Origin of the sequence: Rathayibacter sp. AY1C9 (assembly GCF_002932315.1) — a bacterium.
GTDB lineage: Bacteria > Actinomycetota > Actinomycetes > Actinomycetales > Microbacteriaceae > Rathayibacter.
Map to the genome: position 1 here is coordinate 256,730 of NZ_PSVZ01000001.1, position 22,656 is coordinate 279,385.

The following is a 22,656-nucleotide window of genomic DNA, read 5'->3' on the forward strand; positions in this document are numbered from 1 at the left end:
CGCCGCCGGGGGGACCGATGCCCGGCGGGAGCGGCGCTCCCAGGCGGGCTCAGGTGCTGCCAGGGTCCCGTTCAGCGGCCCCTCTACAATGACGCGGTGCCGTCCTCCCCTCCTCGAGCGTCCTCCCGCCCCCTCGCCCGGCTGCGCGAGAACCGCGACTCCGTCGCCGTGCTCTGGGGCGCCTTCGCGCTGGTGCACGTGGTGCTCTCCCTCCTGGCGCTGTTCGCTCCGGGTCTGCCGATGGGCGACGTCAGCATCGTCTACAAGGAGTGGATGAGGACCGCCGTCGAGGGCGGCGGCATCGCCGGGATCGACACGGGCTGGGTCTACCCGATCCTCGCCTGGGGCCCGATCGCCGCCTCCTGGCTCTTCGGCTCGGCGGGCTACGACCTGATGTGGCTCGTCCTCGTCGCGCTCGCCGACGCCGCCGCCTTCGCCCTGCTGCTGCGCGGCCGGTCGGCGCCTCGCCTCGCCGCGGCGCGCTGGTGGCTGCTGTTCCTCGTCCTCCTCGGGCCGATCGCGATCGGCCGCATCGACGCCTTCACCGCGCCGCCGGCCATCGCCGGGATGCTCTGGGCGGCGACCCGTCCGGGCGTCGCGGCGCTGCTGCTGACCGTGGCCACCTGGATCAAGGTGTGGCCGGCCGCGATCCTCGCCGCTGCCGTGCTGGTCCTGCGCGGACGGCTGCGGATGATCCTCGTCCCCGCGGTCGCCTCCGTGATCATCGTGCTCGCGGTCGTCCTCGTCGGCGGCGGGGACCAGGTCTTCAGCTTCGTCACCGATCAGACCGATCGGGGCCTCCAGATCGAGGCCGTCGTGAGCACTCCCTGGATGTGGCTGTCGGTCCTCCCGGGATCGGGGAGCTACGTCTACTACGCCGCCGACATCAACACCTTCGAGATGCACGGGCCCGGCACCGAGTTCGCGGCGAGCCTGATGACCCCGCTGCTCGCTCTGGCCATGCTCGGCGTGGCCCTGCTGGGTGCCCGTGCTCTCGCCCGCCGGGCGGACCCCGCCAGGCTGTTCCCGCTGCTCGCGCTGACCTTCGTGGTCGTGTTCATCGACACCAACAAGGTGCTCTCGCCGCAGTACATCGTCTGGCTCGCGCCGCCGGTGATCGCCGGGCTGATCGCGTGCCGCGACGGCGCGTTCGACCGGCCCGCGAAGCTGACCCTCGTCACTGCGGCTCTGACCCAGGTGGTTTACCCGTACCTCTACCTCTTCCTCCTCTGGTCGCACTGGTGGATGGTGCTCGTGCTGACCGTGCGGAACATCCTCCTCGTGGTGCTGCTCGGCTGGCTGCTGCGCGAGCTGTGGAGGATGGGGACGGCGCGGGTCGTCGCACCCGGCGCCACGACTTCCGCGTCGTCGCTGACCGGCGAGACCCGCCTGGCGCCCCAGGGCTCGTAGGCTCGGAGGGCGCGGGGCCGGCACGCGGTGCGCGCAGTCAAGGAGGCTCCCATGCTCGTCGCATTCTCGGTCGCACCGTCCGGGGGCGAGGCGCCCGACGCGTCCGTCCACGACGCCGTCGCCGCCGCCGTCCGCATCGTCCGCGAGAGCGGCCTGCCGTCGCGGACGACCTCGATGTTCACCGAGATCGAGGGGGAGTGGGACGAGGTCTTCGACGTCGTCAAGCGCGCGACGGAGGCCGTCGGAGCGTTCGGGACGCGCGTGTCGCTCGTCCTGAAGGCGGACATCCGCCCCGGCTACTCGGGCGAGATCGACGGCAAGATCGCCCGGCTGAACGACGCGCTGGGGGAGTAGCGGGTCCCCGCCGCGACCTCTCGCGTGCGGGTGTGCTCGAATCGATTCGACATCCGTCCGATCCTGAGTAGCCTTGAGCGGTGACGCTCTCGCCCGCTCGGACCCGCCTCGCCCTGCTCGCCCTCGCGATGGGGGGCTTCGGCATCGGCTCGACCGAGTTCGTCGCGATGGGGCTCCTCCCGCAGCTCGCCGCCGACCTCCTCCCCGGAGTCTGGGCCGCGAGCCAGGAGCAGGCCGTCTCGCAGGCGGGGATGCTGATCTCGGCCTACGCGCTCGGTGTCGTGGTCGGCGCCCCCACCATCGCCGCCGCAGCGGCGCGCTGGCCGCGCAAGAGGCTCCTCCTGACCCTCCTCGTCGCCTTCACCGTCGGGACGATCGGCTCGGCGCTGCTCCCGAGCTTCCCGCTCGTCCTCGCCGCGCGCTTCGTCGCCGCGCTCCCGCACGGCGCCTACTTCGGCATCGCCTCCCTGGTCGCCGCCGACCTGATGGGTCCCGGCAAGCGCGGCAAGGGAGTCGCGTTCGTCCTCTCCGGGCTCACGATCGCGAACGTCGTCGGCGTGCCCGCGATCACCTGGGTCGGGCAGGTGGCCGGCTGGCGCAGCGCCTACCTCGTGGTCGCGGTGCTCTTCGCGCTGACCGTCGTGGCCGTCCAGCTGCTGGTGCCCGCGCAGCCCGGGAATCCGGCGGCGACCGTCCGCAACGAGCTGCGGGCGTTCGGGCGCCTGCAGGTCTGGATGACCCTCCTCGTCGGCGCCATCGGCTTCGGCGGACTCTTCGCGATGTACAGCTACATCTCGCCGCTCGCGACCGAGGTGACGGGCCTGCCGCTCGGCGCGGTCCCGTGGATCCTGGTCGTCATCGGCCTCGGGATGACCGTCGGCAACCTCGTCGGCGGCTGGGCCGCCGACCGCGACGTGCGGCGGGCGCTGGTGGTGTTCTTCGCCGGCGTCGGCGTCTCGCTGATCGGACTCGCGCTGTCGGCCTCGTCGGTCGTCGGCCTGGTGGTGTTCGCGTTCCTCTCGGCGGGCTTCTCGGCGGCCGCGTCGCCCGCGATCCAGACCCGGCTGATGGACGTGGCGCGCGACAGCCAGACGATCGCGGCCGCGCTCAACCACTCCGCCCTGAACATCGGCAACTCGGTGGGTGCCGCGCTCGGCGGCCTGACGATCGCCGCCGGACTGGGCTACCTGTCGCCCATCTGGGTCGGCGTGGGCCTGACCGCGGCCGGAATCGTGCTCGCCTTCGGCAGCATCGCGATCGACCGCGCCCGGGGCACGGTCTACCCGGTCCACCGCGAGCCCGCCCAGCCGGGCACCGGCGGCATCCCGGTCGACGCGCTGTAAGCAGAGCGCGGCCAGGGCCTCTGGAAGACTCTCGGCATGCGCGCCGTGAGCTACTCGTCCTTCTCCGCCCTCCCCGCGATCGTCGAGGTCCCGGAGCCCGTCTGCCCCGTCGACGGCGTCGTCGTCCGCGTCGCGGCGACCGGGGTGTGCCGGAGCGACTGGCACGCGTGGAAGGGGCACGACGACTCGGTCGTCCTGCCGCAGATCCCCGGGCACGAGTTCGCCGGGACGGTGATCGCGACGGGAGCCCAGGTGTCGCTCTTCGCGGTCGGTGACCGGGTCACGGCGCCGTTCGTGTTCGCCTGCGGCGACTGCGAGCAGTGCCGGGAGGGGGCGACGCAGGTGTGCCTCCGGCAGCAGCAGCCAGGATTCACCCTCGACGGGTCGTTCGCCGAGGCGGTGGCCGTGACGGGTGCGGACCTGAACCTGGTGCGCCTGCCCGACTCCGTCGGCTTCGTCGAGGCGGCCGGTCTCGGCTGCCGCTTCGGGACCGCGTACCACGCCCTGCACGAGCGCGGCCGGGTCGCCCCGGGGGAGTGGGTCGCGGTGCTGGGCTGCGGCGGAGTCGGCCTCTCCGCGGTGATCGTCGCGCTCGCGGCCGGGGCCCGCGTGGTGGCGTCGGACGTCTCCGCCCCGGCGCGGGAGGCCGCGGCCGCGCTCGGGGCGGTGACCGTCCCCGGAGGCGAGGGTGCCGCCGAGGCGATCCGGGCGGCGACCGGAGGAGGTGCCCATCTGGCGGTCGACGCCGTCGGAAGCAGCGTCACGGCGGAGGCGTCGATCGCCGCCCTGCGTCCGCGCGGCCGGCACGTGCAGGTGGGTCTGCTCCTCGGGCCCGACGCCGCACCGGCGATGCCGCTCGGCCGGGTCATCGCCCAGGAGCTGGAGCTGCTGGGCAGCCACGGCATCGCCCGGAGCGGCTACACGGCCCTCCTCGACGACGTCGTCGCCGGCCGTCTGCGCCCCGCCGACTCCGTCGGCCGCACCATCGCCTTCGAGGACCTGCCCGCCGCTCTCGCCGCGATGGACGCCCCCGCCGCGACGCCCGGCATGACGGTCGCCGTCCTGGCCCCCTGACGCGGGCCCGCAGGAGCACTCGCAGTCCCGGTCCGGTGGGTCTCGATGCCAAGCGTCCCGCGGCATCTCGACCAGCATCGACCCGTTGCCCGTGCCTGGCGGGTCTCGATACGCCGCGTCCCGCGGCGACTCGACCGGCACGACTCAGGCACGCCCGCCCTGCTCGACCGCAGGAGCAGGTGGCCGCCGCTCGACGAGGTGGAGCCCGCCGACAGCGATCCGCGTGCCAGCGGATCGATGCCGGGCGACGTACCTCGCTCTGCGGAACGCGCCACGTCGTGAAGCCGACCGCGCCGTGGCGGGCAGGGACCGCCACGGAAGAGGACTCAGTCCGTCTCGATGAGGATCCCGTCGTGGATGGCGCGCTTGCGGAGCGCCACCTTCGTGCCGACGTCGATGCCGACGACGCGGTACTTCTCGCGGATCCGCTTGAGGTACGACTTCGCGGTCTCCTCCGAGATGCCCAGCTCGAACGCGACCGACTTCACCGGCTCGCCGCCGCCGTAGAGGGCCATCACTCGGCGCTCCTGCGCGCTGAGCTTCGGCGCTCCGTCGGAGTCGCCGGTGGAGAGCGCCATGTCGAGCTCGTGCGAGATGTAGGAGTGGCCGTCCTTGGCCGCGCGGATCGCCTCGACGATCATGTCCGCGTCCTCGGTCTTCACCAGGTAGCCGAGGGCTCCGGAGGCGAGCGCCTCGCGGACCACGGCGGGCTCGGAGTAGGTGCTCATCAGCACGGTCTTCACCCCGGTGGTCTTGAGGGTCGAGAGCTTCACCGAGATCGGGATGTTGTCCTTGAGGTCGAGGTCGAGGAGGACGACGTCGACGGGGAACTCGGGGTGCGTGAGCAGCTCGGGCCAGGAGGCGACCGCGGCCACCAGCTGGATGTCGGAGGCGGCTCCGCGGATCCACTCCGTGAGCGCTCCGAGGAGCATCTTGTGGTCGTCCACGACCGCGAGAGTGATCTTCGCGTCAGCGGTGGGTGTCATCGGTGTCCTTCGGTCGGCGGTCGTCGGCGGTCTCTCGGCGGCTGCTCACCGGTCGGCGGGATTCTCGACCAGGCAGTCGATCTCGATCCGGAGCTCCCCGTCGCGCGAGGTGTCGCGGAAGACGCCGACCTGAGCGATAGCCTCCCACGTCGCAGGATCGACGCCGCGCAAGGGCGCGCCTGAGGAGCGGAGCGTGATCGGCACGAGCAGTCCTCGGGCGGCCGTCCCGGCTCCGGGATCGCGGGGGCTGCCCGACTCGACGTGGAGGACCACGGCGAGCCCGGTCGCGCTGTCGGCGATCAGCCAGATCGCCGAGAGGAGCCCGTCGCGCTGCTGGTGCCCGAGGAGCCCGGCGGTGCCGTCCGGGTCGTCGAGCTCGACGAGCGGCGCGAGCAGCTCGGACTCGAGCACGGCGTGGTGCAGCCAGGTCTCGCGCCGCCCCTCGATGAGGTGGAGGCGGAGCTGGGTGGCGAGCGAGGTCGCGTGCGCGGCGCGCTGGGCGTCGAGGGGCAGGCGGACCGAGCCGTCGCCCACCTCGGCGAGGAGGCGCTCGGCGGCGAGGTCGAGCCGTGCGAGCTCCTCCGAGGCGAGCATCCCGACCGCGTAGCGCGGGCCGAGCGTGGTGCTCTGCACGAGGGCGCGGTCGATCTCGAGCTGGACCATCCGGCGGAACCCGCGCATCATCACGACCACGACGACGGCCGGCGCGATCGTCACCACGAGGGCGCTGATGCGCACCGAGAGCGCGCCCGCGCCGCCCGACTCCATCGAGAGGAACGCGATCACCTCGGCGATCGCGATGAGGGCGCTCACCGCGAGGATCTCGATCCCGCGCCGGTGGACGATCAGCGCGGCGTGCGCGACGGCGCCCGCGACCGCGGCGGTGGGGACGGTGCGGGCCGCGCCGGAGTCGGTCACGGCCACCAGGTCGAGCACGACGGCGGCTCCGAGGGCGACGAGGAAGCAGAGGTAGACCGGGAGCGGCAGGCGGCGTCCGCCGAGGTGGATCGCGAGGACGGTGGACCCGAAGGCCAGGACGACGAGGACCCAGGCGATCGCCGCGGGTGCGAGGTCGCTGTAGCGGGCGGAGGTCGAGAGGAAGATCAGCAGCTCGTAGGCGAGGATCGCGGCGGCGATGCCGTTGAGGCCGCTGCCGAGGTAGTTGGTGCCGAGCCCCTCCTGCTGGCGGCGGACCGAGCGGGCGGACCGGGAGGAGCGGCCGTGCGTCGCGGGCACGCGTCCCAGCAGCGGGGCCCGCGACTCCGGCGCGGGGCTCACTTGGGGACCTCCAGCACCACGGTCGTCCCCGATCCGGGGGCGCTGAACAGTCTGGTGCGGCCGCCGACGTCGCCGAGCCGGGCGATCACCGACTCCTTGAAGCCGAGCTTCGTGTCGGGGACGGTCGCGATGTCGAAGCCCGCGCCCGCGTCCGTGACCATCGCGCGGACGGTCGTCTCGTCCTCGGTGATCGTCACGTCGGCCGAGGCGACGCCGGAGTGGCGGCGCACGTTCTCGAGGCACTCCGCCAGGGCGAGCACGAAGGAGTCGAGGGCCGCGCCGGTGAGCGCCACCTGGCCGGAGCCGTGCCAGATCACGTCGAGCCCCATCCGGCCGAAGCGGTTGCGGACGGTCTCGAGGGTGTTGGCCGCGGGGGCGGAGGTGACGCTGGTCAGCTGGTAGGAGCCGGACGCGCTCGGGGTGGGGGTCCCGCCGAGCCGGAGCTGGCGCAGGAGCTGCGCGTCCTGCGCCGCCTGCTGCCGGAGCGCGTCGACCGACACTCCGCGGCCCGAGTGCGCGAGGAGCGTGAGGGTGGCCAGCACCGTGTCGTGCAGGAGCCGCGCACCCTGCCGGCGCTGCGCCTCCGTCTCGCTGGCGAGGCGCTCCACACGGTGGGCGTTGCCGATGCTGTCGATCCGCCGCACCACCCGAGGGACCGCTGTGCCGATCCAGAGGGCGAATCCGCAGAGCGTGCCCCAGGGCAGCAGGCTCTGGACGACCACGGTGGGGATCATGGTGCCGCTCGAGACGAGCACCGACGGGATCAGGCTCGGGAGGAGCACCGGCAGCAGCAGGAGCAGGCGGCGCGCGGACGTCGTCACGACCACGGCGATGCTCGCGGTCACGGCGTTCGCGGTGTTGACCAGGACGAACCCGGCGAAGTCGGCGCCCGGAGCGAGCCCCAGGGCGAGGCCCCAGCCCAGCAGCAGGCCGCCGACGGCGACCGCGATCACGCGGCTGCGGCGCCCCGTCCGGGCGAGCTCGACGTGGGCGGCCATCATGGCCAGGAGCAGCGCGACGGCGAACGGCACGGCGGCGGGCTGGAGCGTTCCGGGGATGAGGGCCATGCCGAGCGCCCCCGCTTCCGTGAGCAGGCCGATCCCGCAGGCGGAGTGGCGCAGCAGCCGGTCACGCTCGCGGGCGCTGCGGATCATCGGCACGCTCTGGCCCCCTCCGGTCGTGGCGCGGGGCTGGCCCCCGTCTCACGATAGCCACTGCCCGGGCCGGTCGGAGCGGTTCGGGGCGTCGAACCGCGCCGGGGTCGGGCGGGTCAGGCCGTCGCGGGATGCGCCAGCAGCCGGGCGAGGTGCGCGCCGACCGCGTCGTCCTCGATGAGGAACCCGTCGTGGCCGAACGTCGAGGTGATCACCGCGACCTCTCCGCCGTCGAGGGCGCCGGGAGCGTGCGCCGCGATGATCCGCTGGCCCTCGACCGGGAAGAGCCGGTCGCTGTCGATGCCGAGGACGAGGGTCGGGCTGGTGATCCGGGAGAGGGCGGCCGCCTCGCCGCCCCGGCCGCGGCCGACGTCGTGGGAGTTCATCGCCTCGACGAGCGTGATGTAGCTGTTCGCGTCGAAGCGGCGCGTGAACTTGTTGCCGTGGAAGTCGAGGTACGACTCCACGGCGAAGCGGCCGCCGCCGCCGAGCGGGCTGAGCCCCGACTGCCAGCTGCGCTCGAAGCGGTCGTTGAGCTCGGAGGGGCTGCGGTAGTTGAGCAGTGCCATCCGGCGGGCGAGCGCGAGGCCGTGGTACGGGCCCTGGCCGTCGCCGGCGTCGTAGTAGGAGCCGCCCGCGAAGGCCGCGTCGTTGCGGATCGCCTCGAGCTGCACGAAGTTGAGGGCGATCTGGTCGGCCGTGGCCCGCGGGGGAGCGGCCAGGACCGCGAGGCGCGCGACCCGCTCCGCGTGGTCGATCCCCCACTCCAGCGCCTGCATCCCGCCCATCGAGCCGCCGATGACGGTGTGCCAGCGCTCGACGCCGAGCAGGTCGCTGAACTGCACCTGCGCCCGCACCTGGTCGCGGATGCTCGTGTACGGGAACCGTGCGCCCCACTCGTGGCCGTCGGGGGCGAGGGACGCGGGACCGGTGGAGCCCTGGCAGCCGCCGAGCATGTTCGGGGCGACCACGAAGAAGCGGTCGGTGTCGATCACGAGTCCGGGGCCGACGAGTCCCGACCACCAGCCGTCCGTCGCGTGGCCGGGATCGCCGCGGCCGAGCAGGTGGGAGTCGCCGGTCAGCGCGTGCAGGACGAGGACGGCGTTGTCGCGGCGCTCGTTCAGAGCGCCCCAGCTCTCGTAGGCGATGCGGGCGTGGGGGAGGCGGCCGCCCGCCTCGAAGTCGAACGGGCCGAGGTCGACGAAGCGGCGTCCGCCCGGGTGGTCGCCGTCGCGCCAGGCTCCGGTGGCGGGCGGCTTGCCGATGACCGAGAGGAGCTGGCGCTCGGTGACGAACGCCGACGGGACCGTGTCCTCGAGTGTCTGCTGCCAGTCCATAGCGCTGTCCATCGTGTCAGAGCGCCGCGGGGCGGAGCCGTTTGTTACGCCCTGCTCCCGCGCTCCTCCGCCCGCGCGCGGAGCGCCCCGACGCGATCCCCGCGGACGGGGACCCCGTCAGGGCGCCGAGGGGCCTCAGGCGTTCGCGCGGGAGGCCTCGACGACGGCGCGCGCGGCGCGGAGGGCCTGGTCGAGGTCGGCGCGGAGGTCGTCGACGTTCTCGAGTCCCACCGACAGGCGCACCAGGCCCGGAGTGACGCCGGCGGTCAGCTGCTGCTCGGGCGAGAGCTGCGAGTGCGTGGTCGACGCGGGGTGGATGACGAGCGAGCGGACGTCGCCGATGTTGGCCAGGTGCGAGAACAGCTCCAGCGAGTCGACGAAGGCCCGGCCGGCGTCCACTCCGCCCTTGAGCTCGAACGAGAGCACCGCGCCCACGCCCTTCGGCGCGTAGCGGTTGGCCGCGGCGTACCAGGGCGAGGTCGGCAGGCCCGAGTAGTTCACCGAGGCGATGTCGGAGTGGTTCTCGAGGTACTCCGCGATCTCCTGCGCGTTCTGCACGTGGCGCTCGATCCGGAGCGAGAGGGTCTCGATGCCCTGGATGAGCTGCCAGGCGCTCGCCGGGGCGATCGAGGCGCCGAGGTCGCGCAGCAGCTGCACGCGGGCCTTGATGATGTAGGCGAGGGAGTCGCCGACCGCGGCGGTGTAGACGGCGCCGTGGTACGACTCGTCCGGCGTGGTGAGGCCGGGGAAGCGCTCGGCGTTCGCGGTCCACGAGAAGCGGCCGCCGTCGACGATCGCTCCGCCGATGACCGTGCCGTGGCCGCCGAGGAACTTCGTCGCCGAGTGCACGATGATGTCCGCGCCGTGCTCGAAGGGGCGGATCAGGTAGGGCGTCGCGATGGTGTTGTCGACGATCAGGGGCACGCCGGCGTCGTGCGCGACATCGGCCACGGTGCGGATGTCGAGGATGTTGATCTTGGGGTTGCCGACGGTCTCGGCGAAGAACAGCTTCGTGTTCGGGCGGACGGCGCGGCGCCACTCCTCGCGGTCGTCCTGGTTCTCGACGAAGGTCGTCTCGATGCCGAGCTTGGCGAGGGTGTACTTGAAGAGGTTGTAGGTGCCGCCGTAGATCGAGGACGACGAGACGATGTGGTCGCCGGCCTGGGCGATGTTCAGCACTGCCGCGGTCTCGGCGGCCTGGCCCGAGGCGAGCAGCAGGGCGCCGGAGCCGCCCTCGAGGGCGGTGAGCCGCTCCTCCACGACCGCCTGGGTCGGGTTCTGGATGCGGGTGTAGATGTTCCCGAACTCGGCCAGCGCGAACAGGTTCTGGGCGTGCTCCGCGTTGTCGAAGACGTAGGAGGTGGTCTGGTAGATCGGCGTCGCGCGGGCCTTGGTCACCGGGTCCGGCGCGGCGCCCGAGTGGATCTGCTTGGTCTCGAACTGCCACTTCTCGGAGTCGGTCATGGTGCTTCCCATCGGATCGTCGGGGTCGGGGACGGGGCCGTTCTCCGTCGCGACGAGCGTACGCGGGGGCCCGCCGGGCGGCCAGGACCGCCGACACACGGGGTAACGGCCGTCAGCGCCGCTCGGGCTGCCGGTCGCGCTTGGCGCCCGTGGGGTCGGCGCGGTCCGGGCGCCGGGGCCTCTCGTCGGCCACCGGGGCGAAGAGCCAGGCCGCGCGGGGCTCGACCAGCCGGTGGAAGACGGTGCGGGTCCAGCCCAGCGAGAGCGCGACCGAGACCGCGACGCAGAACACGATCATCAGCGCGAGGGCGAGCGTGCTCTCCGTCTGCGAGAGGATCCCGGACTCCCGCAGCGGATAGAGGACGAAGCTGTGGAGGAGGTAGACGTACATCGTCGACTGCCCCCAGGCGGTGAGCGGGGTGCGGCGGCGGGGCACCATCGCGAAGAGCGCGAGCGAGAGCACGACCGCTCCGGCCATCAGGGCCAGCCGCACCAGCCCGGCCCACCACTGGGTCTCGCCGAGGGCGTCGTAGGGACGGTCGTAGAAGAACCAGTAGCGCAGGTCCGCCGCGCGGAACGCCTCGATGTTGACGGTCATGACGACCGCCGTGACCGCGAAGAGGACGACGGCGAGGATCCGGGCGAGGAGCACCCGCGACGGCGGCTGATCGAGCCAGCGGTCGACGGCGGAGCGGCCGCCGAGGGCGAAGCCGCGCAGGCGCCAGCCGAACACGAAGAACGGCAGGATCCCGATCGCGCGTGCGAGCGAGAAGGTCGAGTCGATGTTGTCGTAGTAGCTGACCCCGACCGCGAGCACCACGCTGATCAGCAGCGGCCAGCGCAGCAGCGCCAGGTAGGGGAGGACGAGGCGGAAGATGCCCAGCGCGAGCAGGAACCACAGCGTCCAGCTCGGCTTCGTCGGGTTGAACTCCTGCTTCCCCTCGACCAGGAACTGCACCAGGGTCCAGATCGTCTCCATGATCAGGTAGGGCAGGAGGATGTCGGTCAGCACCCGCCGCATCGCGCGCCCGCTCGGTGCGCCGCTCTTGGAGAAGTAGCCCGAGATGATCGCGAACGCCGGCATGTGGAAGGCGTAGATCGTCAGGTAGACGATGAGCGAGGTGTCGGAGTTGGCCGTCAGCCTCTGGACGCCGTGCCCGATCACGACGAGGGTCACGCAGACGAAGCGCGCGTTGTCCCAGAGGGGAACGCGGCGCTTCGGGGTGACGGCTGTCCCGGCGGTCGCGGGAACCGGGTCGGCGGGCGGCACGCGGCCAGACTAGCGTTGGGTTGCGACGACGGAGTCGAGGGTGTCCGAGGCTTGACGGAAGGGGACGGGCGTGGATCGACGCGTTGTCGTGACAGGAGCGAGTTCAGGGATCGGGGCGGCCGCGGTCCGCCTGTTCCGCGAGCACGGCTGGAAGGTCGTCGCCGTCGCGCGCCGGCGCGACCGGCTGGAGGCGCTCGCCGCCGAGACCGGCGCCGGGTACTTCGCCGCCGACCTCACCGACGCCGCCCAGGTCGACGCTCTGCGCGACCACCTCTCCTCCTCCGGGCCCGTGCACGCCCTCGTGAACAACGCGGGCGGCGCGCTCGGACTCGACTCGGTCGAGAGGTCCGACCCCGAGGACTGGCGCCGCATGTTCGAGATCAACGTGCTCTCGGTGAAGCTCGTGACCAGCGCGCTGCTCCCGCTGCTGCGGGCCGGGATCCGGGGGAGCGGCACCTCCGCGGACATCGTGACGGTCACCTCGATCGCCGGCCACGTCGCCTACGAGGGCGGAGGCGGGTACAACGCCGCCAAGCACGCCGCGCACGCGCTGGTCGCCGTGCTGCGGCTCGAGCTGGCCGGCGAGCCGATCCGCGTGATCGAGATCGCGCCGGGGATGGTGCACACGGACGAGTTCTCGCTGGTCCGCTTCCGCGGCGACCGGAAGCGCGCCGACGCGGTCTACGCCGAGGTCCCCGACCCGCTGGTCGCGGAGGACGTCGCCGCTGCGATCGTCTCCTCGGTGGAGCTCCCCGCCCACGTCAACCTCGACCTGGTGACCATCAAGCCGGTCGCGCAGGCGGCCCCGCACAAGGTCGCGAAGGGACCCCTGGCCCCGCGCGCCTGACCGATGTGACGCGGAGGCCCGCGACGGCCTAGCCTGTCCCTCATGGTTTCCGACGCCGACGACTCCGCCGCCCTCCTCGCCGCCACGGAGAAGGAGGTGCTCGGCTGGCTCGAGTTCGGCGACGCCGCTCGGCACCTGGCCGACGACGTGGTCGCGTCGGGCTACCGGCCGGAGCTGGTCGTCGCCATCGCGCGCGGCGGTCTGCTCCTCGCGGGCGCCGTGGCCTACGCGCTCGGCATCAAGAGCTGCGGCGCGCTGAACGTCGAGTTCTACACCGGCGTCGAGGCGCGCCTGGCGGAGCCGGTGGTGCTGCCGCCGCTGCTCGACGAGGCGTCCGTGCGCGGCAAGCGCATCCTCCTGGTCGACGACGTCTCCGACTCCGGCCACACCCTCGCCCTCTCGGTGAAGCTCATCCGCGCGATGGGTGCCGAGGTGCGCACCGTGACCCTGTACACGAAGCCGCGCACGGTGCTCGAGCCCGATTTCTTCTGGCGCCGCACCCCGCGCTGGATCGTCTTCCCCTGGTCGGCTCTGCCCCCGGTGGACGGAGCCCTCGCCGAGGACGACGAGTGAGCGTCCACCTCATCGGCGGCGGAGGCGGCGTCGAGCACGACCAGCAGCTGTACGGGGCGTTCCTCGCGGAGGCGCGCGCCCACGCGGTCGACGCCGGCCGGATCGAGGGCCCGCGCATCGCGATCGTCGTCGTCCACGACGGGCTCGGCCCGGAGGCCTACGCCGGCTACGCGGCACTGCTCGCGACGGTCGGCCCGCTCGACGCGTTCGCCGTGATGAAGCCGGAGGGCGGCCGGATCGATCCCGCGGTCTTCGACGACGTCGACGGGATCTTCGTCGGCGGGGGGCTGACCCCGGCCTACCGCGACGCGCTCGAGGCCTGCTTCCCGCGGCTGCGCGATCTCGTCTCCTCCGGAGTGCCGTACGCCGGCTACTCGGCGGGAGCCGCCGTCGCGGCCGACCGCGCCCTCGTCGGCGGCCACCGGATCGGCGGCGTCGCCGTCGTCCCGGAGGGCGCGGCGGAGGAGCTCGACGAGGTCACGGTGCTCGAGGGCATCGGCCTCATCGACGTGACGGTCGACGTGCACGCGGCGCAGTGGGGGACCCTCGGCCGCCTGGTCGCGGCCGTCGAGGCGGGCCTGGTCGACGGCGGCGTCGCGCTCGACGAGTCCACCGTGCTGATCGTCGGCACCGGCGCGCTCCGCGTCGGCGGCGCCGGCTCGGTGTGGCGCGTCAGCGGCAGCGACGCCGGAGTCGTCGTCGCGACGCTCGCGGCGGGCTGACCCGGTGGACCTCGCTGAGCTCGCGGCCTCGGGACTGATCGACAGGGGCTGGGCGGAGGCGCTCACCCCCGTCGCCGGGGACATCGCCGCGATGGGCGACTTCCTCCGCGGCGAGGTCGCGGCCGGCCGGCCCTACCTCCCCGCGGGCCGCGACGTGCTCCGCGCCTTCGCCGCACCGCTCGCGGACGTGCGCGTCCTCATCGTCGGACAGGACCCGTACCCGACGCCCGGGCACCCGATCGGGCTGTCCTTCGCGGTCGAGCGCCACGTGCGCCCGCTGCCGAGGAGCCTGCAGAACATCCACCGCGAGCTCCGGGACGACCTCGGCGTCGAGCCGCCCGAGCACGGCGACCTCAGCGGCTGGACCTCGAGCGGCGTGATGCTGCTCAACCGGGTCCTCACCGTCGCCCCCGGCTCTCCCGCCTCGCACCGCGGGAAGGGCTGGGAGGCGGTCACCGAGCACGCGATCCGCACGCTGGCCGCTCGGGACGCGCCTCTCGTCGCGATCCTCTGGGGCCGCGACGCCGCGTCGCTCCGCCCGATGCTGGGGGAGGCCGGAGTGATCGAGAGCGCGCACCCCAGCCCGCTGTCGGCCTCGCGCGGCTTCTTCGGCTCCCGGCCGTTCAGCCGCGCCAACGCCCTCCTGGAGGAGCGCGGCGCGGAGCCGGTCGACTGGAGTGCTCTCGCGTGACCGGGCGCTCGCCCGCGGGGCGGCTACGCTGGCCCGGATCGATGGGCGGAGCCGAAGGGGAGCCGGATGCTTGAGGAAGAGTACGAGAGCCGGCGCGTCCTGCCGCCGCACCTGCGGAAGGCGCCGCCTCCCGAGCCCGGCTTCTCGTTCGAGATCCGCGACGCCCGCGACGCCGACCTCCCGGACATCCGCGAGATCTACAACCACTACGTGCGCAACACGGTGGTGACCTTCGACGAGGACGACTCGACGCTGAAGGAGTGGCGCACGAAGTTCTCCCGCAACCAGAAGCTCGGGCTGCCCTTCATCGTGGCCGTCTCGCCGTCGGGCCAGATCCTCGGCTACGCGATGGTGTCGCCGTGGTCCTCCAAGCGGGCGTACCGCTTCACCGTGGAGAACTCGATCTACCTGCGGGCGGCCTCCACCGGCAAGGGCCTCGGCCGGGCGCTGATGGCCGAGCTCCTCGAGCGCGCGAAGGCCGTGGGGATCCGTCAGATCATGGCCGTCATCGCCGACAAGGGCGCGGAGGCGTCGTTGGCGATGCACGCGCAGTTCGGATTCGTCGAGGTCGGCCGGATGGGCCGCGTCGGCTTCAAGTTCGAGCGCTGGCTCAGCACCGTCCTGCTGCAGAAGACCCTCAAGTAGGGCCGACCCGCCCCTGCGAATGCGCCTCATCGACAGGTGCCGGGGAGCGCGCCGTCCCTACACTGGACGGCATGGAATGGCTCGTCCCGCTCATCGTCGTCGTCGCGCTCGTCGTCATCCTCGGGGTCTACCTCTGGGCGACGTACAACTCGCTGGTCACCCTCAACGTCCGCGTGGACGAGGCGTGGAGCGACATCACCGTCCAGCTGAAGCGCCGTGCGGATCTGATCCCCAATGTGATCGACTCCGTGAAGGGCTACGCCTCGCACGAGCGCCAGGTCTTCGAGTCGGTGACGCAGGCTCGCGCCGAGACGCTCCAGGCCCAGGGCCCGGCGGAGGCGTCGGTCGCCGAGGACCACATGCAGAGCGCGCTGAAGTCGATCTTCGCGGTCGCGGAGGCGTACCCCCAGCTGCAGGCGAGCCAGAACTTCCTCCACCTGCAGGGCGAGCTGGTCGACACCGAGGACAAGATCCAGTCGGCACGGCGCTTCTACAACGGCGGCGTGCGCGAGATGAACACCAAGGTGAAGGTCTTCCCGAACACGCTCTTCTCGCGCCGGCTCGGCTTCTCGGAGCGCGAGTTCTTCGAGGTCGGCGATCTCGCCGCGATCTCGGAGCCCCCGCGCGTCCAGTTCTAGGCAGCCGCCGTGTACAGCGCGATCGCCCGCAACAAGCGCAACACGGTCCTGATCCTCGTCCTGTTCCTGGTGATCATCGGCGGCCTGGGCGCCCTGGCGGCAGCGGTCTACCGCAGCACGGCGATCGTCGTGGTTGTGCTCGTGATCGCCGCCGCTTACGCGTTCTTCCAGTACTTCTTCGCCGCTCGCCAGGCGGTCGCGCTCAGCGGCGGCGTGGCGGTGGAGAAGGCGGACGAGCCGAGGCTCTACCGCATCGTCGAGAACCTCTCGATCGCGACGGGCACGCCGATGCCGAAGGTGTACCTGATCGACGACCCGGCGCCGAACGCGTTCGCGACCGGCCGTGACCCCGAGCACGCCGTCGTGGCTGCGACGACGGGCCTGCTCGCGATCATGGACGACGCCGAGCTGGAGGGCGTGATGGCCCACGAGCTGGGCCACGTCCGCAACTACGACATCCGCGTCTCGATGATCGTCTTCGGTCTCGTCGTCGCGGTGGGCTTCCTCTCGGACGCCTTCCTCCGCCTGGCCTTCTTCGGGCGGGGCGGCAACGGCAACGGCGGGGGCAACCCGGCACTCCTGGTGGTCGGGCTGGTGTCGATGGTCCTCGCGCCGATCGTCGCCTCGGTCGTGCAGCTCTCGATCTCCCGTCAGCGCGAGTACCTCGCCGATGCGACCAGCGCACTGACGACCCGTCACCCCGACGCCCTCGCCCGCGCCCTGCTGAAGCTCGAGTCCGCGGGCCGGCCGATGCAGCGGCAGAACAGCTCGATGGCGCACCTCTGGATCGACGACCCGTCGAAGCCGGGAGTGGTCGCGCGCCTCTTCGCGACCCACCCGCCGATCGCGGATCGCGTCGCCCGCCTCTCCGAGATGGGTTCGCGCTTCTAGCAGGCCGATCCGGCGGCCGCCCCGTCGCCGATCGCCGCCCGCCCGGATCTCACCCCGGGCAGCGGGGCACGCGCCACCGCGCCGGACGGGACGTCATCCGGTCGGAGCCGCCAGCGGACCGCCGTCGACGGTCGTCAGGTACTCGGCGAAGACCGGCGCCGGGTCGATGCCGCTCGCGGCCGCGTCAACCAGCGCCCGCCGGACCAGGGCGAGGACGACGGTGGCCAGGACGGCCGCCCGGTGCGGGGACGTGCGGCCGAGTCCCATCCGCTCCGCGAGGAACGGCGTCAGCGCCTCCTCACCGTCGTGCAGCGACTGCGCCCAGACGGCGCGCATCGCCGAGGTCTCGGTGAGCAGGGGGATCAGCCGGAGGGTGCGGTCGAGCTGGCGACCGGAGGCCGCCGCGGCGAAGGCGTGACCGAGCGCCGCGTTCAGCGGCTCGGCGGCCGGTCGCTCGAGGAGGGCGCGTCCCATCGCGGCGATCGCGGCGGCGAGCACCGGGCGCACGCAGTCCTCCTTCCCGCCGAGGTACCGGTGGAAGGTCCGGAGGGAGACGCCGGCTGCGTGGGCGAGCTCGCCCGTGCCGACCCCGACGACGCTCCCGCGCTCGAGCAGACGGGCGACGCAGCGCTCCGAGAGCGCCAGCGCCAGGACGCCGCCGGGCGCGCTCACGCGATCCTCCTCAGTGCTGCGGCGAGGGCGGCCGCGAGGTCGCCGCGACCGACGACCTCGACGGCGTCGAGGCCCTGCCAGGCCGCCGCCTCGACCAGCAGTGCGGCGAGCCGCTCCGGCGTGTCGGCCGGGGCCCCCGGCTCGAGCCAGGCGGCCTGCACGAGGAGGACCCGGCGCTTGCGCTCGCTCTTGAGGTCGACCCGTGCAGCGATCACGTCGTCGAGGAGCACGGGGAGGACGTAGTAGCCGTGGACCCGCTGCTCGGCCGGGGTGTAGATCTCGATCCGGTAGTGGAAGCCGAAGAACAGCTCGGCTCTCGGCCGGTGCCAGACCACGGGGTCGAACGGCGAGAGGAGCGCGTCCGCCCGGAGCGTGCGGGGGCGTCGGGCATCGACGTGCCGCCAGAGCGGCACGGGTCGCCCGCCCCGCTCCCAGCCGCGCACCTCGACGCGCTCGAGCTCGCCCGCCTCGACCAGCTCGTCGATCGCGACGCGCGTGGGGGACTGGAGCAGCCGGTGGTAATCGGCCAGGTCGCCGAGGGTGCCGATCCCATGGGCCCGGGCCGCCCGGCGCACGAGCTCGCGGACGGCGTCGGGGAGGGGCACGTCGGCATCGAGCACCGCGCTCGGGAGGAGCCGCTCGGCGAGACCGTAGGAGCGCTCGAAGCGCGTGCGCCCCGCCGTCACCACCTCGCCCCAGCGGAACAGGACCTCGAGGCCGCGCTTGATGTCGGACCAGCCCCACCAGGGCCCCGTGCGGACGTTGGCCTCGTGCTCGATCTCGGAGGCGCGGAGGGGACCGTCGGCGAGCGCGGCGCGGAGCCAGTCGAGGGTGGCGCGGTTCTCGTGGGCCCAGCCCTCGTGCTCGGGCAGGCGGACCCGGCGGTAGTGCTCCATCCGCCAGCGGTAGAGCAAGAGGTCCTCGCGGCGGACGAGGGCGGCCTCGTGGGCCCAGTACTCGAGGTAGGGGCCGTCGGGGGAGAAGGCCTCGGCGTCGAGGAGGGAGCGATCGTACGGGCCGAGCCGCGCGAGCAGCGGCAGGTAGTGGCTCCGCTCGAAGACGTTCACCGAGTCGAGCTGGAGCGGGCGGATCCGGTCCACGGCGGCGCGCACCCGGCGCGCGTCGACCCGGGAGGGATGGGGGACGCCGAACCCCTGCGCCGCCAGGGCGATGCGGCGCGCCAGCGCGGGGGTGAGCTGCTCGGTCATGGTCCGCCCACGCTAGCGAACGCCCCCGACATCGCCGTCCCCGATTCGGCCCCCGGCGTTCGCCCGGCATTCACCGCCGCGCTCCCTCGCCGTCTCGCGGCGCTCCTACCGTTCCCGAGGCCGTCCCACCGGGGCGGCCCACCCGACTCCTGGAGGACCCTTGACCATTCAGCGCCTGTCGCGCACCGCCGCGGTCGCCGCCGCCGGCACCGCCCTCGTCTTCACGCTCTCGGCCTGCTCCGGCGGCGCCACCGCCTCGTCCGACGGCGGCGGCGCGGACGCGGCGTCCGCCACATCCGCCGCGGACCTCGGCGGGCTGGACGCCCTGGTCGAGGCCGCGAAGGCCGAGGGCGAGCTCAACGTCATCGCCCTGCCCGACACCTGGGCGAACTACGGCGAGCTGATCAGCGGCTTCGAGGACGAGTACGGCATCACCGTGAACTCCGCCGACCCCGACGTCTCCTCCGCGGAGGAGATCAGCACGGCGGAGAACCTCGCCGGGCAGGACACCGCTCCCGACGTGTTCGACCTCGGGCCGGCCGTCGCTCTGGCGAACACGGACATGTTCGCGCCGTACAAGGTCGAGTCCTGGGACGACATCCCCGAGGGGAACAAGGAGGAGTCGGGCCTCTGGGTGAACGACTACACCGGCCTGATGTCGATCGGGTTCGACGCGGCCGCGGTGCCTGCGCCCACGTCGCTCGAGGACCTCCTCGGCGCCGACTACCGCGGCTCGGTCGCGATCAACGGCGACCCGACCCAGGCGGGAGCCGCCGCGGCCGCGGTGCAGCTCGCGGGTCTCCAGTCCGGCGGCTCCGCCGCCGACGTCCAGGCGGGGATCGACTTCTTCGAGAAGCTGAACGACGCCGGCAACTTCCTGCCGCTGGACCCGACCGACGCCACCATCGCCTCGGGCGAGACCCCGGTCGTCTTCGACTGGAGCTACAACAACCTCGCCGCCGGGAAGGCGAACGAGGGCACCCGCGAGTGGACGACGACCGTCCTCCCGGGCTCCGCAGTCGGCAGCTACTACAACCAGGCGGTCAACGCCGACGCTCCGCACCCGGCGGCCGCGCGGCTCTGGCAGGAGTACCTCTACTCCGACGCCGCACAGAACCTCTACCTCGCCGCCGGCGCCTACCCGGTGCGCCTGGCCGCGATGACCGAGGCCGGCACGGTCGACCAGGACGCGCTCGACGCCGTCGGCGCCGCTCCCTCCGACCTCGTCCAGTTCACGGAGGAGCAGACCGAGGCGGCCTCGTCGCTCCTCGCCGAGAAGTGGGCCGCGGCGATCCAGTGACCACCGCTCCCGCCGAGGCCGTCTCCGGGGCGTCCGCGCTCCGGGGACGGCGCGGCACCCCGGCCGTGCTGGGCGTCGCCCCCTTCGCGCTCTACGTCCTGCTGTTCCTGGCCGTCCCCACGGTCCTCGCAGTGGCGACCGGATTCACGGACGGAGACGGCCGCTTCACCACGGCGAACGTGCTGGCGCTCGGGGATCCCGTCGTGCTGTCCGCCTTCGGCGCGTCGCTCGGGCTCTCGGCCGTCACCGCCGTCGTCGGCGCGGTGCTGGGCGCGGTCGTGTGCCTGGCCCTGCTCGGCTCCGATCCGCGCGGGGCGCTCCGGACCGTCGTCGATGCGGCGGCGAGCGTCCTTGCGCAGTTCGGCGGTGTGATGCTCGCGTTCGCCTTCATCGCGACGATCGGCGTGCAGGGGCTGGTGACCACCCTCCTCGCGGGAGCGGGCGTCGACCTCTACGCCGACGGCGTGTGGCTCTACCAGCTTCCCGGGCTCGTCCTGCCCTACCTCTACTTCCAGGTGCCCCTGATGGTGCTCACGTTCCTGCCCGCGCTCGAGGGTCTGCGCCCGGAGTGGGCCGAGGCGAACGCGGTGCTCGGCGGGGGCCGGCTCGGCTACTGGCTGCACGTCGCCCTCCCGGTGCTGGCGCCGTCGTTCCTCGGCTGCGTGCTGCTGCTGTTCGCGAACGCGTTCTCCTCCTTCGCCACCGCGGCGGCGCTGATCAGCCAGGGCGCGCAGATCGTCCCGCTGCAGATCCGCGCCGCGCTGGTCAGCGAGACGGTGCTGGGCCGCGAGAACTTCGCGGGCGCCCTCGCGCTCGGGATGCTCGCGGTGATGGTGGTCCTGATGTCCGGGTACGCGCTGCTGCAGCGCCGGGCCCGGCGGTGGCAGCGATGAGGCCCGCGCGGCTCCTGTCCGGGGCGGTGCTCGTGATCACCGGGCTGGTGTTCGCCGTTCCGATCGTCGCGATGGCGGAGTTCACGCTCCGCGGCGCCGGCGGCCACTACCTCTCGCACTGGACGGCGATCCTCGACCCGGAGAACGAGCGCGCCTACCGCTCGCTGTTCCAGGGGATCGGAAACTCGCTGGTCCTCGCCGTCGTCACCGCCCTCATCGTCCTGGTCCTGCTGGTGCCGACGATGCTGCTCGTCGAGATCCGGCTCCCGCGCCTGCGCCGGGCTCTGGAGCTGGTCTGCCTGCTCCCGCTGACCGTGCCCGCCATCGTCCTCGTCGTCGGCCTCGCGCCGGTCTACTCCGTGGTCACCCGGCTCGCCGGCTCCGCGCCGTGGACGCTCGCTCTCGCCTACGGGGTGCTGGTCCTGCCCTACGCCTACCGCGCCGTGGCGGCGGACCTCGCCGGTCTCGACGCCGTGACGCTCTCGGAAGCGGCCCGCTCGCTCGGCGCGGGCCCGCTCGCGGTGCTCGGGAGGGTCCTCCTGCCGAACCTGCGCCGGGGCCTGGTCGCGGCCGCGCTGATCACCGTCGCAGTCGTTCTCGGCGAGTACACGATCGCCTCGCTCCTCAGCCGCACCACCCTCCAGACCGGCCTGGTGCAGGTGTCGAAGTCCGACGCCTACGTCGCCGTGATCTTCTCGCTGCTCTCCCTCCTCTTCGCCTTCGCCCTCCTGATCGGGATCGGCCGCCTCGCGCGGATCGGCCTGCCGACGGGCCGGGCGCGTTCCTCGAAAGGCTCCTCGTGACCGCTCTTACCCTCCCCGGCGCCCGCGTGCGCTTCGTCGACGTGGAGCGGCACTACGGCTCCGCGCGAGCGCTCGACGGCGTCTCGTTCGACGTGGCCCCGGGTGAGTTCATCGCGCTGCTCGGCCCCTCCGGCTGCGGCAAGACCACAGCCCTGCGCGCCCTCAGCGGTCTCGAGCGGATCGACGCGGGGCGGATCCTCGTCGACGAGGAGGACGTCGCCCACGTCCCCGTCGCGAAGCGCGACATGGGCATGGTCTTCCAGTCGTACTCGCTCTTCCCGCACCTGCGGGCGCGCGAGAACGTCGAGTTCGGGCTGCGCACCCGGGGAGTCGGGGCGCGCGAACGCCGGGCGGCCGCGGGGGAGGCGCTGGAGGTCGTGGGCCTCGGCGCCCTCGGCGACCGCTACGCGCACGAGCTCTCCGGCGGCCAGCAGCAGCGGGTGGCGCTCGCGCGCGCCCTCGTCACGCGGCCGCGGGTGCTGCTGCTGGACGAGCCTCTGTCGGCACTGGACGCGAAGGTCCGCGTCCAGCTGCGCGACGAGATCAAGCGCCTGCAGTCCGAGATCGGCATCACCACGTTCTTCGTCACGCACGATCAGGAGGAGGCGCTCGCCGTCGCCGACCGCGTCGCGGTGATGAACGCCGGGCGGATCGAGCAGCTGGGTGCACCGGAGGACCTCTACGCGCGCCCGGCGACCGCCTTCACGGCCCGCTTCGTCGGCCTCTCGACGGTGGTCGCGGGGACGGTCTCGTCGGGATCGGTCCTCGCGCTCGGCGTGCGCCTGCCGCTCGTCGACGCGGCGGCGGCCGACGGTCCCGTGTCGGTGTTCCTCCGCCCCGAGGACCTCGCCGTCGTGGCCGACGGCGCTCCCGACTCCCTGCCCGGAGTCGTCCTCGCCTCGAGCTTCCTGGGGCCGGTGCGGCGCTCGACCGTCCGGCTGTCGACGGGCGAGGAGGTCACCGTCCAGCACGCGTCGGGGCACCGCCTCGAGCCGGGGGAGCGGGTCGGCGTGCTGCCCGCGCGGCGCCCGGTGACGGTCGGTCCGGCACCGGAGCAGGCGGCGGTCGGCGCCGCCGCATGAGCACTCCCCGGGGATACCGCG

At 73.0% G+C, this 22,656-nt stretch carries 23 protein-coding genes; 15 read left to right on the forward strand and 8 right to left on the reverse strand.

Annotated features, from left to right (window positions below):
• Positions 1-96 precede the first annotated feature (96 nt).
• From C5D09_RS01230 to C5D09_RS01245, 4 genes are all read left to right on the forward strand, one after another.
• Positions 97-1,410 carry a glycosyltransferase 87 family protein gene (locus C5D09_RS01230; protein WP_104225503.1) on the forward strand — a complete coding sequence of 438 codons (1,314 nt, stop codon included), beginning with the start codon at positions 97-99 and terminating at the stop codon, positions 1,408-1,410.
• Positions 1,411-1,461: 51 nt separating this feature from the next.
• Positions 1,462-1,764 (forward strand): thiamine-binding protein, encoded by a 303-nt coding sequence (locus C5D09_RS01235; protein WP_104224449.1) that lies wholly within the window; start codon positions 1,462-1,464, stop codon positions 1,762-1,764.
• Between the two features lie 128 nt (positions 1,765-1,892).
• Complete coding sequence (locus tag C5D09_RS01240) at positions 1,893-3,107, forward strand: MFS transporter (protein ID WP_104246745.1); 1,215 nt, start codon at positions 1,893-1,895, stop codon at positions 3,105-3,107.
• 36 nt (positions 3,108-3,143) lie between these two features.
• On the forward strand, positions 3,144-4,181 hold the full coding sequence (locus tag C5D09_RS01245; protein ID WP_104268432.1) for an alcohol dehydrogenase catalytic domain-containing protein: 1,038 nt from the start codon (positions 3,144-3,146) through the stop codon (positions 4,179-4,181).
• A 326-nt stretch (positions 4,182-4,507) separates the two neighbouring features.
• Here C5D09_RS01245 and C5D09_RS01250 read toward each other — a convergent pair whose 3' ends face one another.
• From C5D09_RS01250 to C5D09_RS01275, 6 genes are all read right to left on the reverse strand, one after another.
• Positions 4,508-5,167, reverse strand: coding sequence for a response regulator (locus C5D09_RS01250; RefSeq protein ID WP_104224447.1), 660 nt, complete (start codon positions 5,165-5,167; stop codon positions 4,508-4,510).
• Between the two features lie 45 nt (positions 5,168-5,212).
• On the reverse strand, positions 5,213-6,403 hold the full coding sequence (locus C5D09_RS01255; RefSeq protein ID WP_146084554.1) for a hypothetical protein: 1,191 nt from the start codon (positions 6,401-6,403) through the stop codon (positions 5,213-5,215).
• 38 nt (positions 6,404-6,441) lie between these two features.
• On the reverse strand, positions 6,442-7,599 hold the full coding sequence (locus tag C5D09_RS01260) for a sensor histidine kinase (RefSeq protein WP_104268525.1): 1,158 nt from the start codon (positions 7,597-7,599) through the stop codon (positions 6,442-6,444).
• A gap of 116 nt (positions 7,600-7,715) precedes the next feature.
• A complete protein-coding gene (locus C5D09_RS01265; protein WP_104224444.1) occupies positions 7,716-8,936 on the reverse strand; it encodes a homoserine O-acetyltransferase in 1,221 nt (406 codons plus the stop codon).
• Between the two features lie 135 nt (positions 8,937-9,071).
• Positions 9,072-10,400 (reverse strand): bifunctional o-acetylhomoserine/o-acetylserine sulfhydrylase, encoded by a 1,329-nt coding sequence (locus tag C5D09_RS01270; RefSeq protein ID WP_104225507.1) that lies wholly within the window; start codon positions 10,398-10,400, stop codon positions 9,072-9,074.
• 112 nt (positions 10,401-10,512) lie between these two features.
• Positions 10,513-11,670, reverse strand: coding sequence for an acyltransferase family protein (locus C5D09_RS01275; RefSeq protein WP_104268433.1), 1,158 nt, complete (start codon positions 11,668-11,670; stop codon positions 10,513-10,515).
• A gap of 70 nt (positions 11,671-11,740) precedes the next feature.
• Between C5D09_RS01275 and C5D09_RS01280 the strand changes: the two genes are divergently transcribed.
• From C5D09_RS01280 to C5D09_RS01310, 7 genes are all read left to right on the forward strand, one after another.
• Positions 11,741-12,517 carry an SDR family oxidoreductase gene (locus tag C5D09_RS01280; RefSeq protein ID WP_258066874.1) on the forward strand — a complete coding sequence of 259 codons (777 nt, stop codon included), beginning with the start codon at positions 11,741-11,743 and terminating at the stop codon, positions 12,515-12,517.
• Between the two features lie 42 nt (positions 12,518-12,559).
• Complete coding sequence (locus tag C5D09_RS01285) at positions 12,560-13,090, forward strand: phosphoribosyltransferase (protein WP_104224441.1); 531 nt, start codon at positions 12,560-12,562, stop codon at positions 13,088-13,090.
• Positions 13,087-13,812 (forward strand): peptidase S51, encoded by a 726-nt coding sequence (locus tag C5D09_RS17055; protein WP_104224440.1) that lies wholly within the window; start codon positions 13,087-13,089, stop codon positions 13,810-13,812. Before C5D09_RS01285 ends, C5D09_RS17055 begins: the two co-directional genes overlap by 4 nt.
• 4 nt (positions 13,813-13,816) lie before the next feature.
• Entirely contained in the window at positions 13,817-14,503 is a 687-nt protein-coding gene (locus tag C5D09_RS01295) for a uracil-DNA glycosylase (RefSeq protein ID WP_104225510.1), read from the forward strand.
• Positions 14,504-14,569: 66 nt separating this feature from the next.
• Positions 14,570-15,148: a GNAT family N-acetyltransferase gene (locus C5D09_RS01300; protein WP_104224438.1), complete on the forward strand. Its 579-nt coding sequence runs from the start codon at positions 14,570-14,572 to the stop codon at positions 15,146-15,148.
• A gap of 71 nt (positions 15,149-15,219) precedes the next feature.
• Entirely contained in the window at positions 15,220-15,786 is a 567-nt protein-coding gene (locus C5D09_RS01305) for a LemA family protein (protein ID WP_104268435.1), read from the forward strand.
• 9 nt (positions 15,787-15,795) lie between these two features.
• Positions 15,796-16,677, forward strand: a complete 882-nt coding sequence (locus C5D09_RS01310; protein WP_104268436.1) for a M48 family metallopeptidase — start codon at positions 15,796-15,798, stop codon at positions 16,675-16,677.
• A 93-nt stretch (positions 16,678-16,770) separates the two neighbouring features.
• Here the strand turns inward: C5D09_RS01310 and C5D09_RS01315 are convergent, their stop codons facing one another.
• A complete protein-coding gene (locus tag C5D09_RS01315) occupies positions 16,771-17,349 on the reverse strand; it encodes a TetR/AcrR family transcriptional regulator (protein WP_104268437.1) in 579 nt (192 codons plus the stop codon).
• On the reverse strand, positions 17,346-18,557 hold the full coding sequence (locus tag C5D09_RS01320) for a winged helix-turn-helix domain-containing protein (RefSeq protein WP_104268438.1): 1,212 nt from the start codon (positions 18,555-18,557) through the stop codon (positions 17,346-17,348). The genes C5D09_RS01315 and C5D09_RS01320 overlap by 4 nt, the downstream gene beginning before the upstream one ends.
• A gap of 160 nt (positions 18,558-18,717) precedes the next feature.
• Between C5D09_RS01320 and C5D09_RS01325 the strand changes: the two genes are divergently transcribed.
• The 4 genes from C5D09_RS01325 to C5D09_RS01340 are packed head-to-tail and all read left to right on the forward strand — an operon-like array spanning position 18,718 to position 22,635.
• Positions 18,718-19,857 (forward strand): ABC transporter substrate-binding protein, encoded by a 1,140-nt coding sequence (locus C5D09_RS01325; RefSeq protein WP_104268439.1) that lies wholly within the window; start codon positions 18,718-18,720, stop codon positions 19,855-19,857.
• Positions 19,854-20,750, forward strand: coding sequence for an ABC transporter permease subunit (locus C5D09_RS01330; RefSeq protein ID WP_104268526.1), 897 nt, complete (start codon positions 19,854-19,856; stop codon positions 20,748-20,750). Before C5D09_RS01325 ends, C5D09_RS01330 begins: the two co-directional genes overlap by 4 nt.
• Positions 20,747-21,553: an ABC transporter permease gene (locus C5D09_RS01335; protein WP_104268440.1), complete on the forward strand. Its 807-nt coding sequence runs from the start codon at positions 20,747-20,749 to the stop codon at positions 21,551-21,553. The genes C5D09_RS01330 and C5D09_RS01335 overlap by 4 nt, the downstream gene beginning before the upstream one ends.
• Positions 21,550-22,635 (forward strand): ABC transporter ATP-binding protein, encoded by a 1,086-nt coding sequence (locus C5D09_RS01340; protein WP_104268441.1) that lies wholly within the window; start codon positions 21,550-21,552, stop codon positions 22,633-22,635. Before C5D09_RS01335 ends, C5D09_RS01340 begins: the two co-directional genes overlap by 4 nt.
• The last annotated feature ends 21 nt before the right edge of the window (positions 22,636-22,656 follow it).

Coding starts and splice junctions, on each gene's coding strand:
- C5D09_RS01245 (WP_104268432.1), top strand. CDS start 3,144: ATGCGCGCCGTGAGCTACTCGTCCTTCTCCGCCCTCCCCGCGATCGTC.
- C5D09_RS01260 (WP_104268525.1), bottom strand. CDS start 7,599: ATGATCCGCAGCGCCCGCGAGCGTGACCGGCTGCTGCGCCACTCCGCC.
- C5D09_RS01335 (WP_104268440.1), top strand. CDS start 20,747: ATGAGGCCCGCGCGGCTCCTGTCCGGGGCGGTGCTCGTGATCACCGGG.
- C5D09_RS01285 (WP_104224441.1), top strand. CDS start 12,560: ATGGTTTCCGACGCCGACGACTCCGCCGCCCTCCTCGCCGCCACGGAG.
- C5D09_RS01235 (WP_104224449.1), top strand. CDS start 1,462: ATGCTCGTCGCATTCTCGGTCGCACCGTCCGGGGGCGAGGCGCCCGAC.
- C5D09_RS01240 (WP_104246745.1), top strand. CDS start 1,893: ATGGGGGGCTTCGGCATCGGCTCGACCGAGTTCGTCGCGATGGGGCTC.
- C5D09_RS01250 (WP_104224447.1), bottom strand. CDS start 5,167: ATGACACCCACCGCTGACGCGAAGATCACTCTCGCGGTCGTGGACGAC.
- C5D09_RS01300 (WP_104224438.1), top strand. CDS start 14,570: ATGCTTGAGGAAGAGTACGAGAGCCGGCGCGTCCTGCCGCCGCACCTG.
- C5D09_RS01305 (WP_104268435.1), top strand. CDS start 15,220: ATGGAATGGCTCGTCCCGCTCATCGTCGTCGTCGCGCTCGTCGTCATC.
- C5D09_RS01320 (WP_104268438.1), bottom strand. CDS start 18,557: ATGACCGAGCAGCTCACCCCCGCGCTGGCGCGCCGCATCGCCCTGGCG.
- C5D09_RS01270 (WP_104225507.1), bottom strand. CDS start 10,400: ATGACCGACTCCGAGAAGTGGCAGTTCGAGACCAAGCAGATCCACTCG.
- C5D09_RS01265 (WP_104224444.1), bottom strand. CDS start 8,936: ATGGACTGGCAGCAGACACTCGAGGACACGGTCCCGTCGGCGTTCGTC.